Source organism: Nocardioides sp. T5, assembly GCF_048161455.1.
Lineage (GTDB): Bacteria > Actinomycetota > Actinomycetes > Propionibacteriales > Nocardioidaceae > Nocardioides.
On the sequence record NZ_CP182415.1, the window covers coordinates 898925 to 914203 of the forward strand.

At 73.0% G+C, this 15279-nt stretch carries 16 protein-coding genes; 14 read left to right on the plus strand and 2 right to left on the minus strand.

The window, feature by feature from the left end; all coding sequences use genetic code 11:
• The first annotated feature begins 2 nt into the window (after positions 1 to 2).
• From rpsI to ACNKF0_RS04335, 3 genes are all read left to right on the plus strand, one after another.
• Positions 3 to 503, plus strand: a complete 501-nt coding sequence (gene rpsI / locus ACNKF0_RS04325; RefSeq protein WP_299922592.1) for a 30S ribosomal protein S9 — start codon at positions 3 to 5, stop codon at positions 501 to 503.
• Between the two features lie 121 nt (positions 504 to 624).
• The gene (gene glmM, locus ACNKF0_RS04330) at positions 625 to 1971 is read left to right on the plus strand and encodes a phosphoglucosamine mutase (RefSeq protein ID WP_416956049.1); all 1347 of its coding nucleotides are present in this window, start codon (positions 625 to 627) and stop codon (positions 1969 to 1971) included.
• 13 nt (positions 1972 to 1984) lie between these two features.
• Positions 1985 to 2515, plus strand: a complete 531-nt coding sequence (locus ACNKF0_RS04335; protein WP_416956051.1) for a hypothetical protein — start codon at positions 1985 to 1987, stop codon at positions 2513 to 2515.
• Here the strand turns inward: ACNKF0_RS04335 and ACNKF0_RS04340 are convergent.
• Positions 2512 to 2862, minus strand: a complete 351-nt coding sequence (locus ACNKF0_RS04340) for a hypothetical protein (protein ID WP_416956053.1) — start codon at positions 2860 to 2862, stop codon at positions 2512 to 2514. The genes ACNKF0_RS04335 and ACNKF0_RS04340 overlap by 4 nt on opposite strands.
• Before the next feature lie 141 nt (positions 2863 to 3003).
• On the opposite strand from ACNKF0_RS04340, the gene ACNKF0_RS04345 reads away from it, so the two are divergent.
• Together ACNKF0_RS04345 and ACNKF0_RS04350 are read left to right on the plus strand one after the other, a co-directional pair.
• Complete coding sequence (locus tag ACNKF0_RS04345; protein ID WP_416956055.1) at positions 3004 to 3996, plus strand: GNAT family N-acetyltransferase; 993 nt, start codon at positions 3004 to 3006, stop codon at positions 3994 to 3996.
• 274 nt (positions 3997 to 4270) lie between these two features.
• Positions 4271 to 5227, plus strand: coding sequence for a hypothetical protein (locus ACNKF0_RS04350; RefSeq protein ID WP_416956057.1), 957 nt, complete (start codon positions 4271 to 4273; stop codon positions 5225 to 5227).
• A gap of 120 nt (positions 5228 to 5347) precedes the next feature.
• On the opposite strand, the gene coaA is transcribed toward ACNKF0_RS04350, so the two are convergent.
• The gene (gene coaA / locus ACNKF0_RS04355; RefSeq protein WP_416956059.1) at positions 5348 to 6316 is read right to left on the minus strand and encodes a type I pantothenate kinase; all 969 of its coding nucleotides are present in this window, start codon (positions 6314 to 6316) and stop codon (positions 5348 to 5350) included.
• A gap of 65 nt (positions 6317 to 6381) precedes the next feature.
• Here coaA and glmS point away from each other — a divergent pair, with 65 nt between their 5' ends.
• The 9 genes from glmS to tsaD are packed head-to-tail and all read left to right on the plus strand — an operon-like array spanning position 6382 to position 15267.
• The gene (gene glmS, locus ACNKF0_RS04360; protein WP_416956061.1) at positions 6382 to 8226 is read left to right on the plus strand and encodes a glutamine--fructose-6-phosphate transaminase (isomerizing); all 1845 of its coding nucleotides are present in this window, start codon (positions 6382 to 6384) and stop codon (positions 8224 to 8226) included.
• A 14-nt stretch (positions 8227 to 8240) separates the two neighbouring features.
• A complete protein-coding gene (locus tag ACNKF0_RS04365; protein ID WP_416956063.1) occupies positions 8241 to 8594 on the plus strand; it encodes a holo-ACP synthase in 354 nt (117 codons plus the stop codon).
• A gap of 3 nt (positions 8595 to 8597) precedes the next feature.
• Positions 8598 to 9998, plus strand: a complete 1401-nt coding sequence (locus tag ACNKF0_RS04370) for an NAD(P)H-hydrate dehydratase (protein WP_416956065.1) — start codon at positions 8598 to 8600, stop codon at positions 9996 to 9998.
• Positions 9999 to 10006: 8 nt separating this feature from the next.
• Positions 10007 to 11176 (plus strand): alanine racemase, encoded by a 1170-nt coding sequence (alr, locus tag ACNKF0_RS04375; RefSeq protein WP_416956067.1) that lies wholly within the window; start codon positions 10007 to 10009, stop codon positions 11174 to 11176.
• On the plus strand, positions 11173 to 12240 hold the full coding sequence (locus ACNKF0_RS04380; protein ID WP_299922570.1) for an alpha/beta fold hydrolase: 1068 nt from the start codon (positions 11173 to 11175) through the stop codon (positions 12238 to 12240). Before alr ends, ACNKF0_RS04380 begins: the two co-directional genes overlap by 4 nt.
• Entirely contained in the window at positions 12237 to 13127 is an 891-nt protein-coding gene (tsaE, locus tag ACNKF0_RS04385) for a tRNA (adenosine(37)-N6)-threonylcarbamoyltransferase complex ATPase subunit type 1 TsaE (protein WP_416956070.1), read from the plus strand. Before ACNKF0_RS04380 ends, tsaE begins: the two co-directional genes overlap by 4 nt.
• Before the next feature lie 10 nt (positions 13128 to 13137).
• Positions 13138 to 13776: a tRNA (adenosine(37)-N6)-threonylcarbamoyltransferase complex dimerization subunit type 1 TsaB gene (tsaB, locus tag ACNKF0_RS04390; protein WP_416956072.1), complete on the plus strand. Its 639-nt coding sequence runs from the start codon at positions 13138 to 13140 to the stop codon at positions 13774 to 13776.
• Complete coding sequence (locus tag ACNKF0_RS04395) at positions 13773 to 14228, plus strand: GNAT family N-acetyltransferase (protein ID WP_299922564.1); 456 nt, start codon at positions 13773 to 13775, stop codon at positions 14226 to 14228. The genes tsaB and ACNKF0_RS04395 overlap by 4 nt, the downstream gene beginning before the upstream one ends.
• On the plus strand, positions 14221 to 15267 hold the full coding sequence (tsaD, locus tag ACNKF0_RS04400; protein ID WP_416956074.1) for a tRNA (adenosine(37)-N6)-threonylcarbamoyltransferase complex transferase subunit TsaD: 1047 nt from the start codon (positions 14221 to 14223) through the stop codon (positions 15265 to 15267). Before ACNKF0_RS04395 ends, tsaD begins: the two co-directional genes overlap by 8 nt.
• Positions 15268 to 15279: the final 12 nt, after the last annotated feature.

The following is a 15279-nucleotide window of genomic DNA, read 5'->3' on the forward strand; positions in this document are numbered from 1 at the left end:
AGATGACTGAGAACACCACCGAGGTCGAGGAGACCTTCGAGGCCAACGCCGAGGGCGTTTCCTACACGTCCGAGAGCGACGCCTCGGCCGACACCCCGGCCCGTCCGGCCACCATCGCCCCCGGCGCGGCCACCGGCCGCCGCAAGGAGGCCGTCGCCCGCGTGCGCATCGTCCCGGGCACCGGCGAGTGGACCATCAACGGCCGCTCGATGGACAGCTACTTCCCCAACAAGCTGCACCAGCAGATCGCCAACGAGCCGTTCGTCGAGCTGCAGCTCGAGGGTCGCTTCGACGTGATCGCCCGCATCCACGGCGGCGGCATCGCCGGCCAGGCCGGTGCCCTGCGCCTCGGCGTGGCGCGCTCCCTCAACGGGATCGACACCGACGCCAACCGCCCGGCGCTCAAGAAGGCCGGTCTGCTCACCCGCGACGCCCGCGTCGTCGAGCGCAAGAAGGCCGGTCTCAAGAAGGCCCGCAAGGCCTCGCAGTTCAGCAAGCGCTGACCCAGCCTGCACCTCGAGGCCCGCACCGTCGTCGGACGGTGCGGGCCTCGTCGCATCTGCACCCGCGTCCGGCAGACCTCGTTTCTGCGGCGGGCGGGCGCGACCCGTAGGCTCCCGGGCCATGACGCGACTCTTCGGCACGGACGGCGTCCGGGGCCTGGCCAACGCCGATCTCACCGCCGAGCTGGCCCTCGACCTCTCGGTCTGCGCCGCACACGTCCTGGCCGACCGCGGCGAGTTCGAGGGGCACCGTCCTCTCGCCGTGGTGGGCCGTGACACCCGCATCTCCGGGCAGTTCCTCGAGGCCGCGGTCGTCGCGGGCCTCGCCTCGGCCGGGGTCGACGTGCTCCTGCTGGGCGTGCTGCCGACGCCCGGCGTGGCCTACATGACCGACCGGCTCGGCGCCGACCTCGGCGTGATGCTCTCGGCGTCGCACAACCCGATGCCCGACAACGGGATCAAGTTCCTCGCCCGGGGCGGCCACAAGCTCGACGACGCGATCGAGATCGCCATCGAGCGCCGCATGGGCGAGCCGTGGGAGCGCCCCACCGGCGGCGCCGTCGGCCGGGTCGAGGTCTACGAGAGCGCGGTGGAGGAGTACGCCGCCCACCTCGAGAGCACGATCAGCCACCCCCTGGTGGGCCTCAAGGTCGTCCTCGACTGCGCCGAGGGCGCCGCACACGCCGCCGGCCCGCGCGCGCTCGAGGACGCCGGCGCGACCGTGATCGCGATCCACGCCGACCCCGACGGCCTCAACATCAACGACGACTGCGGGTCCACCCACCTCGGCGACCTGCAGAAGGCCGTCGTCGAGCACGGGGCCCACGCCGGCTTCGCACTCGACGGCGACGCCGACCGCTGCCTCGCGGTCGACGCCGAGGGCAACGTCGTCGACGGCGACCAGATCCTCGCGATCCTGTCCCTCTCGCTGCTCGAGCAGGGGCGGCTGGCCAAGGACACGGTCGTCGCGACCGTGATGAGCAACCTCGGCTTCGTCCACGCGATGCGCGCGGGCGGCGTCGGGGTGCGCCAGACCAAGGTCGGCGACCGCTACGTCCTCGAGGCGATGAAGGTCTCCGGCTACAACCTCGGCGGCGAGCAGTCCGGCCACGTCATCCTCAGCGACCACGCCACGACGGGCGACGGCATCCTCACCACGCTGCACGTGATGGAGCGGATGGCCACCACCGGTCGGTCGCTGGCCGACCTCGCCTCCGTGATGACGCGGCTCCCGCAGGTGCTCCTCAACGTGTCCGGCGTCGACAAGTCCCGCGCCGACGAGGACGCCGTGCTGGCGGCGGCCGTCGCGGAGGAGGAGGCCGTGCTGGGGGAGCGGGGCCGCATCCTGCTGCGCCCCTCGGGCACCGAGCCGATCGTGCGGGTGATGGTCGAGGCGCCCACCGAGGACGAGGCCGAGGGCGTCGCCTCGCGGCTCGCCGACGTCGTACGCCGCCAGCTGGCGCTGTAGGCAGCGACCTGCTGTGACCGCCGACCCACGACCCGGCTTCGACGAGGCTGAGCCCCAGCAGCGCGGGTGGCTCTCACCTGGTGACGTCGTCTTCGGGGTCGGGATCGGGCTGGTGCTCGCCGCGGTGCTGGTCGTCCTGATGCCGGGCACGCGCGCTCACCTGCTGGGCGGGACCGATCAGGAGGAGACGACGGTCGTCGCCGTGCGTGAGGGCCCCCGCCCTGGGGAGGACGACCGCACCCTGACCTCCTACGAGCTGCGCTGGTCCGAGGGCGGCGTCGTGCGGACCGCGACGTTCCGTCGCTCAGGGCCCCCGCAACGTGAGGTCGGTGACACCTGGACGTTGTGGGTCTCGCCGGACGGCTCGTCGGTGGAGACGAGCTCACCGCTCGCCACCTGGCTCTGGCTGGGGATCGGCCTGCCTGCCTTCGTCCTCGTGATCGGGGCGATCGTGCGTTGGCGGGGGCGGGTGATGGCGAGGTCGGCGGTCCGCGAGGCCGACCGGATCGAGGCGGCGCGGCTTCGGCGCGCCTCGCGCCGCTAGTCGCCGCGCAGGCCCGTCAACGTCTGCGCCGCCCTGCGGGCGGCGGCCGCGCGCTCGGGGACCGAGCAGGCGTACGCCCGTCCGGCCTCGAGGAGCGAGGTGATCTCGGCGTCGAGGACGGCCAGCTCGTCGGCGTCGGTGAGCTGCCGCCGCTCCGCCTCGGTGGCCCCGGCGCCGACCGGTGCGTCCTCGAGCGCGCCGGCGCGCGCACCGGCGGGCACTGCCTCGGCGTTCTCGAGCGCCGCGAGGGCGGTCCGCAGCGTCGAGGTGGTCTCGGCGTCCCGGGCCCGCCGGGCGTCGAGCATCGCGGCTCGCAGTCGGTCGCGAAGGGGCGAGGCGGTCGTCATGCCGGTGACCCTGCCAAAGCAGGAGCCGGTCACGCACCCCGTTATCTGAGGACGTCGCGGACGTCGACGGCCCGACCGGACGTTCACCCCGTCCTCAGATATCGGCGTGCGCGGGCAGGGGTGCGCGGCTACAGTCACCGCGTGGTCGACATCGAGCAGATCAACCCGCGCAACGAAGCGGCGTTGCGGGCGTGGTGGGAGGTCGGGCACGCTGCCACCGCCGATCGACCCGGCACGCCGTGGCCGTTGTGGGCGCAGAGCCGCATCGGGCTGCAGGCGGAGAACCCCGAGCGCTCGACCACCCTGCTGGGGGCGATCGACGGCCGTGTGATGGTCGGGGCCGGGATGGCGATCCTCACCCAGCAGGACAACCTGCACCTCGCGGGTGCGGCGGTATACGTGGACGCCGCGCGCCGCCGACAGGGCATCGGGTCGGCATTGCTCGCGGAGATCGAGGTCCTCGCGCGCGGGCACGGTCGCACCACCGTGACCGGGGAGGCCTACCTGCCGCCCGGGGGAACCGCACCGGCGGAGGCGTTCGCCGACGCGCGGGACTTCGACGTGGCGAGCCGCGAGTCGATCAAGGAGCTGGCCGTCGTCGACTACCTCGGTCGTCGCGAGTCGCTGGCGGCTCGGGCGCCGACGACCGACGGCTACCGGATCATCACGTTCGACACCGTCTGCCCCGAGGAGCACCTGGCATCCTTCGGCCGGCTGCTCGGAATGCTGTTCTCCGAGATCCCGCTGGGTGAGCTCGACCTCCGGGCATCGGAGTGGACGCCGGAGCGCATCCGCGAGGCCGAGCGGCTCCAGGTGTCGGTCGGTCGGCACGTGCACACCGCGATGGCGCTCGCCCCCGACGGCTCGGTCGCGGGGGTGTCGGACATCCGCGTCAACGACACCGACCGGGCGCACGCCCAGGTCGGCATCACCCTCGTCGACCCGGCCCACCGCGGCAGGCGGCTCGGGCTGGCCCTGAAGCTCGCGACCCACGACCTCGCGGTGGCGACGTACCCCGACCTGGTCACGGTCGACACCTCCAACGCCGAGGTGAACACCCGGATGAACGCCGTCAACGAGGCGCTGGGCTACCACACGATCGAGACGCTCCTGGAGCTGCAGAAGCGGCTGTGACCCCGCTGGACGTCATGGGCTCGCGGGTGCGTGACGTCATGGCGGATGGCTGCTGGGCCCACCGGGCGCCATGACGTCGTACGACAACGTCATGGCGGCGTGCGGTCGGGGCGACCGGGCGCCATGACGTCACGCGCTGGTGCCCGCGCATCCGTGCCTGAGCGCCACGGGTGACGAGCCGTGCAGTGTCCACAGGCAGGCGAGGCAGTGCTCCGTCCACAGGCCGGCTCCTGCCTGGGTGCCCGTTGCCGGCCATCACGCGCACGCTCGTCCGATGGAGACGAAGGAGAACAAGCGCCACACCGTGCAGGACCGCCGCAACATCCTCGACGCGGTGTCCGACCTCGCTGACACGCAAGGAGGCGTCGTCTCGCGTGCGCAGGCGTACGCCGCGGGGCTGACCCGTGGCGAGCTTCGGGCACAGATCGCCGCGCGCCGCTGGCAACGGGTCTGGACCCGGTCTGTTTGCGTGCACACCGGGGAGGTGTCCGCGCGGGGCCGGCAGTGGGCAGCCGTCTTCGAAGGAGGCGACCGGGCAATGCTCGACGGCGAGGCGTCGCTGGTCGCGTCGGGGCTGCAGAACTACCGGGTCTCGGTGCTCCGGGTCTCCGTGCCGCGTGGGGTGAAGCCGCTGCGGGCGACGGGCCTCGACATCCGCCGGACGCGGCGCTGGTCCGCCGCCGAGCGCGTGGTGACAGGAGTGCCGCGCACCCGCGTGCCGGTCGCCGCAGTCCGGGCGGCGATGTGGGCGGCGAGCGACAAGCAGGCGGCGCTCCTGCTGACCATGCCCGTGCAGCAAGGGATGACGACGCCCGAACTCATCGGTCGGGCACTGTTGACCGTCCGGCGGGATCGTCGCCGCCGCCTGATGCACGCCGTCGTGACTGATCTCATCGGGGGCGTCCGGTCACTCGGAGAGCTCGACTTCGCGAGACAGTGTCGTCGTCGCGGTCTCCCCGAGCCCAGCCGTCAGCGCGTGCGCAGGGGCAAGGACGGCCGCTACTACCTCGACGTCATCTGGGACGACTTCGGCCTGGTCGTCGAGATCGACGGCATCCACCACTCCTGGGCGACCTCGGTGGTCCCTGACGCGCTTCGCCAGAACGAGGTCAGTCTCGGTCGTGCGACCGTTCTCCGGCTTCCCCTCCTCGGCTTGCGGGTCGCCGCCGACGAGTTCTTCGACCAGATCGACCGCGGGCTCCGCGCCGGCGGGTGGTGCGGCGCGGCGTGACGACGTCGTACGTCATGGGTGGCGGCTGCGGGGACGACCGGGCGCCATGACGTCGACGCGGACGTCATGGGTGGTGGTGGAGGGGACGACCGGATTTCCATGACGTCCCGGGGCCGGGGCTCAGAGCTTGCGCAGGCGCACGTAGCGCACGGAGTGGTCGGCGTCCTTGCGGAGGACCAGGTTGGCGCGGGAACGGGTGGGGGCGACGTTCTGCACGAGGTTGGGCTCGTTGATGGAGTCCCAGATGCGGGTGGCCTGGTCGACGGCCTCGTCGTGGGAGAGTGCGGCGTACTTGCGGAAGTACGACGCCGGGTCGCGGAAGGCGGTCTCGCGCAGGCGCAGGAAGCGGTCGACGTACCAGCGCTTGATGTCGGTCAGCGCGGCGTCGACGTAGACGGAGAAGTCGAAGAAGTCGCTGACCGCGAGGCCGGTGCGACCGTCGTCGCGCATGCGGGCGGGCTGGAGGACGTTGAGGCCCTCGACGATCACGATGTCCGGGCGCTTGACCACGACCTTCTCGTCGGGGAGGACGTCGTAGACGAGGTGCGAGTAGATCGGCGCCTCGACCTCGTCGCGGCCCGACTTGATGTCGATGACGAACTTGAGCAGCGCCCGGCGGTCGTAGGACTCCGGGAAGCCCTTGCGGTGCAGGATGCCGCGGCGCTCGAGCTCGGCGTTGGGCAGCAGGAAGCCGTCGGTCGTCACCAGGGCGACGTTGGGGTGCTCGGGCCAGTGGGCGAGCATCTGCTGCAGGACGCGCGCGGTGGTCGACTTGCCGACCGCGACGGAGCCCGCGAGGCCGATCACGAACGGCGTACGCGGCGGGGTGACGCGGTGCAGGAACTCCTCCTGCTCGCGGTGGAGCCGGGAGTTGGCCGCGACGTAGAGGCTCAGCAGGCGGGAGAGCGGGAGGTAGACCTGCTCGATCTCCCGCAGGTCGAGCTGGTCGCCGAGGCCCCGGAGCCGGGCGACCTCGTCGCGCGTCAGCGTCGTCTCGGCCGTGCCGGCCAGCTGCGCCCACGCCGCCCGCTCGAGCTCGACGTAGGGGGAGGTCTCGCCACCGTTGGAGGGCGGTGCGACCTCGGACATGGGTGCGATTGTGGCACCGCACGGGGGCGCAGCCGTGCAGCGGCCTGCCGATAGACTCCCCGGCCATGTGTGGAATCGTCGGGTACGTAGGTGCCAAACCGGCTGAAGGCGTCGTGATCGAAGGCCTCAGGCGCCTGGAGTACCGCGGATACGACTCCGCCGGCATCGCCCTCGTCGACGGCGGCACGATCGTGTCGGACAAGCGCGCCGGCAAGCTGGCCAACCTCGAGAAGGCCATCGCCGACTCCCCGCTGCCACAGGTCACCACCGGCATCGGCCACACCCGCTGGGCCACCCACGGCCCGCCGACCGACCGCAACGCCCACCCCCACCTCGGCCGCGCGCGCCGGGTGGCGCTGGTGCACAACGGCATCATCGAGAACTTCGCCGAGCTGCGCGCCCGCCTGGAGTCCGAGGGCGTCGAGATGGCCTCCGACACCGACACCGAGATCGCCGCCCACCTGCTCGAGGAGCAGCTCGAGACCGGCGTCGACCTGACGGTCGCTATGCAGAACGTCTGCCGCGGCCTCGAGGGCGCCTTCACGCTCGTCGCCGTCGACTCGCAGGACCCGGACCGGGTCGTCGCGGCCCGCCGCAACTCACCCCTCGTGGTCGGCATCGGCGAGGGCGAGAACTTCCTCGGCTCCGACGTCGCGGCCTTCATAGAGCACACCCGCGAGGCGATGGAGCTCGACCAGGACCAGGTCGTCACCATCACCCGCGAGGGCGTCAGCGTCTCGGGCTTCGACGGCACGCCCGCCGAGGGCCGGCGCTACCACGTCGACTGGGACCTCTCGGCCGCCGAGAAGGACGGTCACGACTGGTTCATGCGCAAGGAGATCTTCGAGCAGCCGCGCGCCGTCGCCGACTCGCTGCTCGGTCGCCGCGGCACCGACGGCCTGCTGCAGCTCGACGAGATGCGCCTGTCCGACCAGGACCTGCGCGACATCGACAAGATCATCATCATCGCTGCCGGTACGTCGTTCTACGCCGGCATGGTGGCCAAGTACGCCATCGAGCACTGGTGCCGCATCCCGGTGGAGGTCGAGCTCGCCAGCGAGTTCCGCTACCGCGACCCCATCCTCACCGCCTCGACGCTCGTCGTGGCGATCAGCCAGTCCGGCGAGACCGCCGACACCCTGCAGGCGATCCGCCACGCCCGGGTGCAGCGCTCGAAGGTGCTCGCCATCTGCAACACCAACGGCTCGACGATCCCGCGCGAGTCCGACGGCGTGATCTACACGCATGCCGGGCCCGAGATCGGCGTGGCGTCCACCAAGGGCTTCCTCACCCAGCTCGTCGCCTGCTACCTCCTCGCGCTCTACCTCGCGCAGGTCAAGGGCACCCGCTACGGCGACGAGATCGCCGAGGTCATGGACCAGCTCGAGGAGATGCCCGGGCACGTCGAGACGGTCCTCGGCAAGGCCGAGCAGGTGTACGCCCTCGCGCGCGACCACGTCGACAACCGCTCGGTGCTCTTCCTCGGCCGTCACGCCGGCTACCCGGTGGCGCTCGAGGGCGCGCTGAAGCTCAAGGAGATCGCCTACCTCCACGCCGAGGGCTTCGCGGCCGGCGAGCTCAAGCACGGGCCCATCGCCCTGGTGGAGGAGGGGTTGCCGATCCTGTGCGTGGTGCCGCCCCGCGGACGTGACCAGCTCCACGACAAGATGCTCAGCGGCATCCAGGAGGTGCGGGCCCGCGGCGCGCGCACCCTGTGCCTGGCCGAGGAGGGCGACACGACGATCGAGCCGTACGCCGACGAGCTGATCACGCTGCCCCGGGTGCCGGTGCTGCTGCAGCCCCTCGTCGCCGTCGTGCCGCTGCAGCTGTTCGCGTGCGAGCTGGCCACCCAGCTCGGCCACGACGTCGACCAGCCGCGCAACCTCGCCAAGTCCGTCACGGTCGAGTAAGGCCGGCGAAGCACATGCCGGTCATCGGCGTCGGCATCGACGTGGTCGACATCGACCGCTTCGTCCAGGCCCTCGAGCGCACCCCGTCCCTGCGAGGGCGGCTGTTCACCGACGACGAGGCGTCGCGCCCACCGGCCTCACTGGCTGCGCGCTTCGCTGCGAAGGAGGCGATGGCCAAGGCGCTCGGGGCGCCCGTCGGGATGGCGTGGCACGACGCCGAGATCGTCTCGGAGGAGACCGGGCGTCCGCGGTTCGAGATCCGCGGGACGGTGGCCGCCCGCGCGGATGCGCTGGGGGTCGCCCACGTCCACGTGTCCCTGTCCCACGACGCCGGCATCGCCTCCGCCGTCGTGGTCCTGGAGTCCTAGGCCATGCTGCGCGCGCACCTCGTCGAGGACGTACGCCGAGCCGAGGCGGCCGTGATGGCCCGCCTGTCCGAGGGCGCCCTGATGCAGCGCGCCGCCGCAGGCCTGGCCGCCGCGGTGCTCGACCTGCTCGGTGGTGGCTACGGCCGGCGGGTGCTGCTGCTCGTCGGACCCGGCGACAACGGCGGTGACGCGCTGTGGGCGGGTGCGCGACTCGCTGCCCGGGGCGCCGCGGTCGAGGCGCTGCTCCTCGCTGATCGCGTGCACCCGGCCGGCCTCGCCGCGCTCGAGCGTGCCGGAGGGCGCGCAGTCCGTGACCTCGATGCCCTGTCCTCCGAGCCGGACGTGCTGGTCGACGGCATCGTCGGCATCGGCGGTCGCCCCGGACTCCGCCCCGACGCGGTCGCGGCGCTGGAGCGGTTCCCCGAGGTACCCGTGGTGGCGGTCGACGTGCCGTCCGGAGTCGACGTCGACGGCGGCACCGTCGACGGACCGCACGTCCGCGCCGACCTGACGGTCACCTTCGGCACCCACAAGGTCGCCCACCTCGTCGACCCCGCGGCCCTCGCCAGCGGCGCCGTGCACCTCGTCGACCTGGGCCTCGACGCCACCGACCTCGGCCCGCCGGCCGTCGAGGCGCTCCAGCCCGCCGACGTGCGTGACCTGCTGCCGCGACCCGACGACGTCGCCCACAAGTACACCCGCGGTGTCGTCGGCGTCCGCGCAGGCTCGGGCACCTACCCGGGCGCTGCGCTGCTCGCCGTGGCGGGAGCCAACGGCGGCCTGGCCGGGATGGTGCGCTACGTAGGTCCGGAGGCGATCGCCGACACCGTCCGCAGTGCGCACCCCGAGGTGGTCGGCGCCGGCCGGGTCCAGGCCTGGGTGGTGGGCCCCGGCGGCGGTGACGACGCCGGCGCGATGCTCGCCGAGGCCCGCGCCGACGACGTACCCGTCGTTGTCGATGCCGACGCCCTGCGCCACGTGGACGGCCCGGTCCCCGGCTGCGTGCTGACCCCCCACGCCGGCGAGCTGGCCGCGATGCTCGGGGCTGAGCGCGAGGAGGTCGAGGCCTCGCCGCTGGCACACGCCCGCGCCGCGGCGGAGCGCTTCGGCTGCGTCGTGCTGCTCAAGGGCCACCACACGCTCGTCGCGGACCCCGACGGACGGGTGCGCGTGACCACCACCGGGGTGCCGTGGCTGGCCACCGCCGGCGCCGGCGACGTGCTCGCCGGACTGGTCGGCGCCCTGCTGGCAGCGGGGCTCACGCCCTACGACGCCGCGTCCGTCGGGTCGTGGCTGCACGGGGCTGCCGCCACCCAGGCGGCCGGTGGTGGACCGCTGACCGCGGGCCGGGTCGCGGTCCAGATCCCGCGGCTGGTGCGCGACACGCTCAGAGGTTTGGGATGATCGCACGCATGAGCGATCCCGGCCCCGCACGCGCCGAGATCGTGGTCGACCTCGCTGCCGTGCGGCACAACGTCCGCATCCTCAAGGACCTCGTGAGCGTCGACGGTCCCGTCCAGCTGATGGCGGTCGTCAAGGCCGACGGCTACGGGCACGGCATGGTCGAGGTGGCCGCCGCCGCCCGCGACGCCGGCGCCGACTGGCTCGGGGTGGCCACCATCGAGGAGGCACTCCTCCTGCGGGCCGCCGGCGACCACGGCCACCTGCTCTGCTGGCTGAGCGCCCCCGGCGACGACTTCGCCGCCGCGGTCGCGGCCGGGATCGAGCTGACCGCCTACTCCGTGGCCGAGCTCGAGGAGATCGCCGCGGTCGGCCCCGCCCGGGTGCAGCTCAAGGTCGACACCGGCCTCTCCCGCGGGGGAGCGTCCCGCTCGGAGTGGGAGCACCTCTTCGCGGTCGCGAGAGACCTCGAGCGGCAGGGGCGGATCACCGTCACCGGCATCTGGTCCCACTTCGCCGCCAGCGACGAGCCCGCCCACCCGGCCAACGACGCCCAGGAGGCGGCCTTCCGCGAGGCGCTTGCCCTGGCCGACGCGGCCGGGCTCGATCCCGACGTCACCCACCTCGCCAACTCCGCCGCGACGCTCCTGCGGCCCTCGTCGCACTTCGACCTCGTCCGCTGCGGCATCGCGACCTACGGCCTCGACCCGGCGCCCGGCACCAGCCCCCGCGTCGGCCTGCGGCCCGCCATGACCGTGCGCGCACGCCTGGTGATGAGCAAGGTCGTGCAGGCCGGGGAGGGCGTCTCCTACGGGCACACCTGGTACGCCGACGAGGACACCACCGTCGGCGTCGTGCCGGTCGGCTACGGCGAGGGTGTCCCACGGGCCGCGGGCAACACCGCCCACGTCTGGGTCGACGACTCGCAGCGACCGATCCGCGGGCGGGTGTGCATGGACCAGCTCGTCGTCGAGCTCCACGGTGAGCTGCCGCCGGCCGGGACCGAGGTCGTCCTCTTCGGCCCGGGCGACCTCGGCGAGCCCACCGCCCAGGACTGGGCCGACGCCGTCGACACGATCAGCTACGAGATCGTGACCCGGGTCGGCGGGCGGCTGACCCGCCGCCACGTCGACACCGACACCGATACCGACACCGAGGACTCCGTGAGGACCACCCGTTGAGCATCAAGGGCCGCATCTTCGGCACCGTCGTGGGCGCAGCCGGCCTGGCCGCTGCTGCCGGCGCCGTGGGCATCGCGCGCCAGAACCGCGTCATCGGCAACCGTGTCGCCGGCGAGGAGGTGGGGTTCGGCGAGCTCCACAGCGCGCCGCGGGTGGTCGTCGCCGACGACGCGGTCGACCTGCACGTCGAGATCGACGAGCCCGAGGACTTCGGCGGGGTGCCCGCGACCGACGACGACCTGACGGTCGTCTTCGTGCACGGCTACTCGCTCAACCTCGACTCCTGGCACTTCCAGCGTGCCGCCTACCGCGGCCAGGTCCGCACGGTCTTCTACGACCAGCGCAGCCACGGGCGCTCCGCGCGCTCCGACGAGGAGCACTGCACGCTCGAGCAGCTCGGTCACGACCTGCGCCGCGTCATCGAGCACACGGTCCCCGGACGCTGCGTCGTCGTCGGTCACTCGATGGGCGGGATGAGCGTCATCTCGCTTGCCGAGCACTACCCCGAGCTGTTCGGCGACACGGTGGTCGGTGCTGCCCTGATGTCCACCACGGCCGGCGGCCTCGACCCGGGCCGCATCCTGTTCCCGATGCTGCCCCTCGGCCTCGGCGGCCGCTTCCTCGGTCGGGCCGTGCGCACCCTCGACCGCGGCCACAGGATCGTCGACCTCGCTCGCGGGTGGGGCCACGCCGTCGCCGACGTCGTCACCGACCGCTACGCGTTCGGCACCGACCCTGTCCCCGCCTCGCACGTCGAGTTCGTCTTCTCGATGCTCGACGCGACGCCGTTCGCGGTGGTCGCCGACTTCTACCCCGCCTTCGCGACCCTCGACCACTTCGACCACCTCGAGCCGCTCGGTCGCGTGCCGACGTCGATCATCTGCGGGACCGAGGACAAGATCACCTCCATCGGGCACAGCCGCAAGCTGCACAGCCGGATCCCGGGCTCGAGCCTGCTGGAGTGCGAGGGCGCGGGCCACATGGTGCTGCTCGAGCGGCACAAGCAGGTCACCGCCGAGCTCGACGACCTGATCTCCCTCGCCCAGGGCCAGGGCCTGCTGTGAGCGTCGTCGTACGCCGGATCGGTCCCGAGGCGGCCGCCGACGTCCTCGCGGTGGTGCAGGAGGCGTTCGGCGCCCGGCCGGTCCTGGACCCGCCGGCCGATGCGCTCGGCGAGGACCTCGACTCCGTCCGGCGGCTGCTGGCCCGGCGGGGCGGCCTGCTCGCCGTCCTCGACGGGAAGCCGGTGGGCTGCGTCGTCCTCGACCCCACGCCCGACGCGCTGGTGCTGCGCCGCTTCGGCGTGACACCCGCGGCGCAGGGCAGGGGAGTGGCCTCCGCGCTGGTGGACGCGGCCGTGGAGGCGGCCACCGGGCGCTCGGCGGTGCGCGTCGTCGCCCGCGAGGAGCTGCCCGGCACCGTCGCCTTCTGGGAGGCGCACGACTTCGTCGTCACCGGTGGCACGAGCCCCTACGTCGAGCTCGCGCGGTGGCTCGGCACGACGTTCGACGCCCCCGACGCCGAGACGATGCGCGCGCTCGGCGCCCGCGTGGGCTCCGGCCTCGTCGCCGGTGACCTGGTGGTGCTCACGGGTGAGCTGGGCGCCGGCAAGACGACCTTCACCCAAGGCCTCGGCGAGGGCCTTGGCGTGCGCGGCGGCGTGACCTCACCGACGTTCGTGATCGCCCGCGTGCACCCGGCCCTGGGCGAGGGGCCCGACCTCGTGCACGTCGACGCCTACCGGCTCGGCGGGCTCGACGAGCTCGACGACCTCGATCTCGACGCCTCCCTCGACTCGGCCGTGACCGTGGTGGAGTGGGGCGCGGGACTGGCCGAGGGCCTGGCCGACTCGCGCCTCGAGGTCGTCATCGAGCGCACCGTCGGCGACGCGCCGGCCACCGACGAGCTCGACCCGCGGCGGGTTTCGCTGCGCTGGATCGTCGGCCAGTAGCCTCGACGCCGTGCTCCTCGCCTTCGACACCGCGACCCCGCTGGTCTCCGTCGCCCTCCACGACGGCGAGCGGGTGGTCGTCGAGCACTCGTCCGAGCAGCCGATGAAGCACGGCGAGCACCTCGCGCCGCTCATCGCCCGCGCCATGGAGGAGGCCGGCGTCGTACGACAGGACCTCACGGCCGTCGCCGTCGGGGTCGGCCCGGGGCCGTTCACCGGACTCCGGGTCGGCGTGGTGACGGCCCGCACCCTCGGGTTCGTGCTCGACATCCCCGTCTACGGGGTCTGCTCCCTCGACGCCGTCGCCCTCGAGGTCGTCAGCAGGCGCACGACCCCCGGCAGCTTCCTCGTCGCCACCGACGCCCGGCGCAAGGAGGTCTACCTGGCCTCCTACGACGCCGACGGCCGACGGCTCGAGGGCCCGGTCGTCACGCGTCCGGCCGAGGTCGCGACCGACGCGCCCGTGGCCGGCGCCGGGCCCGAGCTCTACCCCGAGGCGTTCCCGCACGCGATCGCCCCCGTCCGCCCGGGCGCGGGCTGGCTGGCTGCGGGCGTCACGGCCGAGCTCGTAGAATTGCTGGACCCCGAGCCCCTCTACCTGCGGCGCCCCGACGCGGTCGCCGGCACACCCAGAAAGACCGTGTCTTGATCCGTCCCGCCACGCTCGCCGACCTCCCCGCCCTGAGCGCCCTCGAGCAGGAGCTCTTCGGCCCCGACGCGTGGAACGAGGCGCTGATCCGCCAGGAGATCGAGGGACTCGGGCGTCGCTTCGTCGTCGCCGACGACCTCTCCGGCTATGCCGTCACGATGACCGCGGGCGACATCGTCGACCTGCTCCGCATCGGCGTACGTCCGGACGCGCGCCGCACGGGCATCGCCTCGCGCCTGCTCGACGAGCTGCTCGTCGACACCGAGGGCGCCTCGCGGATGCTGCTGGAGGTGAGCGTGACGAACTCCTCCGCGCTCGGGTTCTACGTGGCGCGGCAGTTCAGCGTCATCGACGTGCGCCCGCACTACTACCGCGACGGGTCGGAGGCGCTGGTGATGTGCCGCTGGCTGCCGGGCGCCGCCCGCGAGCACACGGCGACGGCCCATGACTGACGAGCCGCTGGTCCTCGGGATCGAGACCTCCTGCGACGAGACGGGGGTCGGCATCGTCCGCGGCCACACCCTCCTGGCCGACACGGTCGCGAGCAGCGTCGAGGAGCACGCCCGCTTCGGCGGCGTGGTGCCCGAGGTCGCCAGCCGCGCCCACCTCGAGGCGATGGTCCCGACGATCGAGCGTGCCGCGGAGACGGCCGGCATCGCCCTGAGCGACATCGACGCCGTCGCCGTCACCAGCGGCCCCGGTCTGGCCGGCGCGCTGCTGGTGGGCGTGGCCAGCGCCAAGGCCCTGGCGCTCGGCCTGGGCAAGCCGATCTACGGCGTGAACCACCTCGCCGCCCACGTCGCGGTCGACCAGCTCGAGCACGGCCCGTTGCCCGAGCCGTGCCTGGCCATGCTCGTCTCCGGCGGCCACTCGAGCCTGCTGGAGGTCACCGACGTCACGGTCGGCGTCGAGCCCATGGGTTCGACCATCGACGACGCGGCGGGGGAGGCCTTCGACAAGGTCGCCCGGCTGCTCGGCCTGCCGTTCCCCGGCGGACCCCACATCGACAAGCAGGCGCGCAGCGGCAACAGCGTCGCCATCGACTTCCCGCGTGGTCTCACGAGCCGCCGCGACCTCGAGCGGCACCGCTTCGACTTCTCGTTCTCCGGTCTCAAGACCGCCGTCGCCCGCTGGGTCGAGACGCAGCAGCGTGAGGGCGTCACCATCGACGTCGCCGACGTCGCCGCGTCCTTCCAGGAGGCGGTCTGTGACGTGCTGACCCGCAAGGCGATCGACGCAGCCACGAGCCGCGGGATCGAGGACATCCTCATCGGGGGCGGCGTGGCCGCCAACAGCCGGCTGCGCGCGATGGCCGAGGAGCGGGCCTCGGCGCAGGGCATCCGGGTGCGCGTCCCGCGGCCGGGCCTGTGCACCGACAACGGCGCCATGGTCGCCGCCCTCGGGGCCGAGCTCGTCGCCCGAGGTCGTACGCCGTCCCTGCTCGACCTGCCGGCCGACTCGTCCCAGCCGATCACGACCGTCGTCGCCTGACGGCCTCGGAGA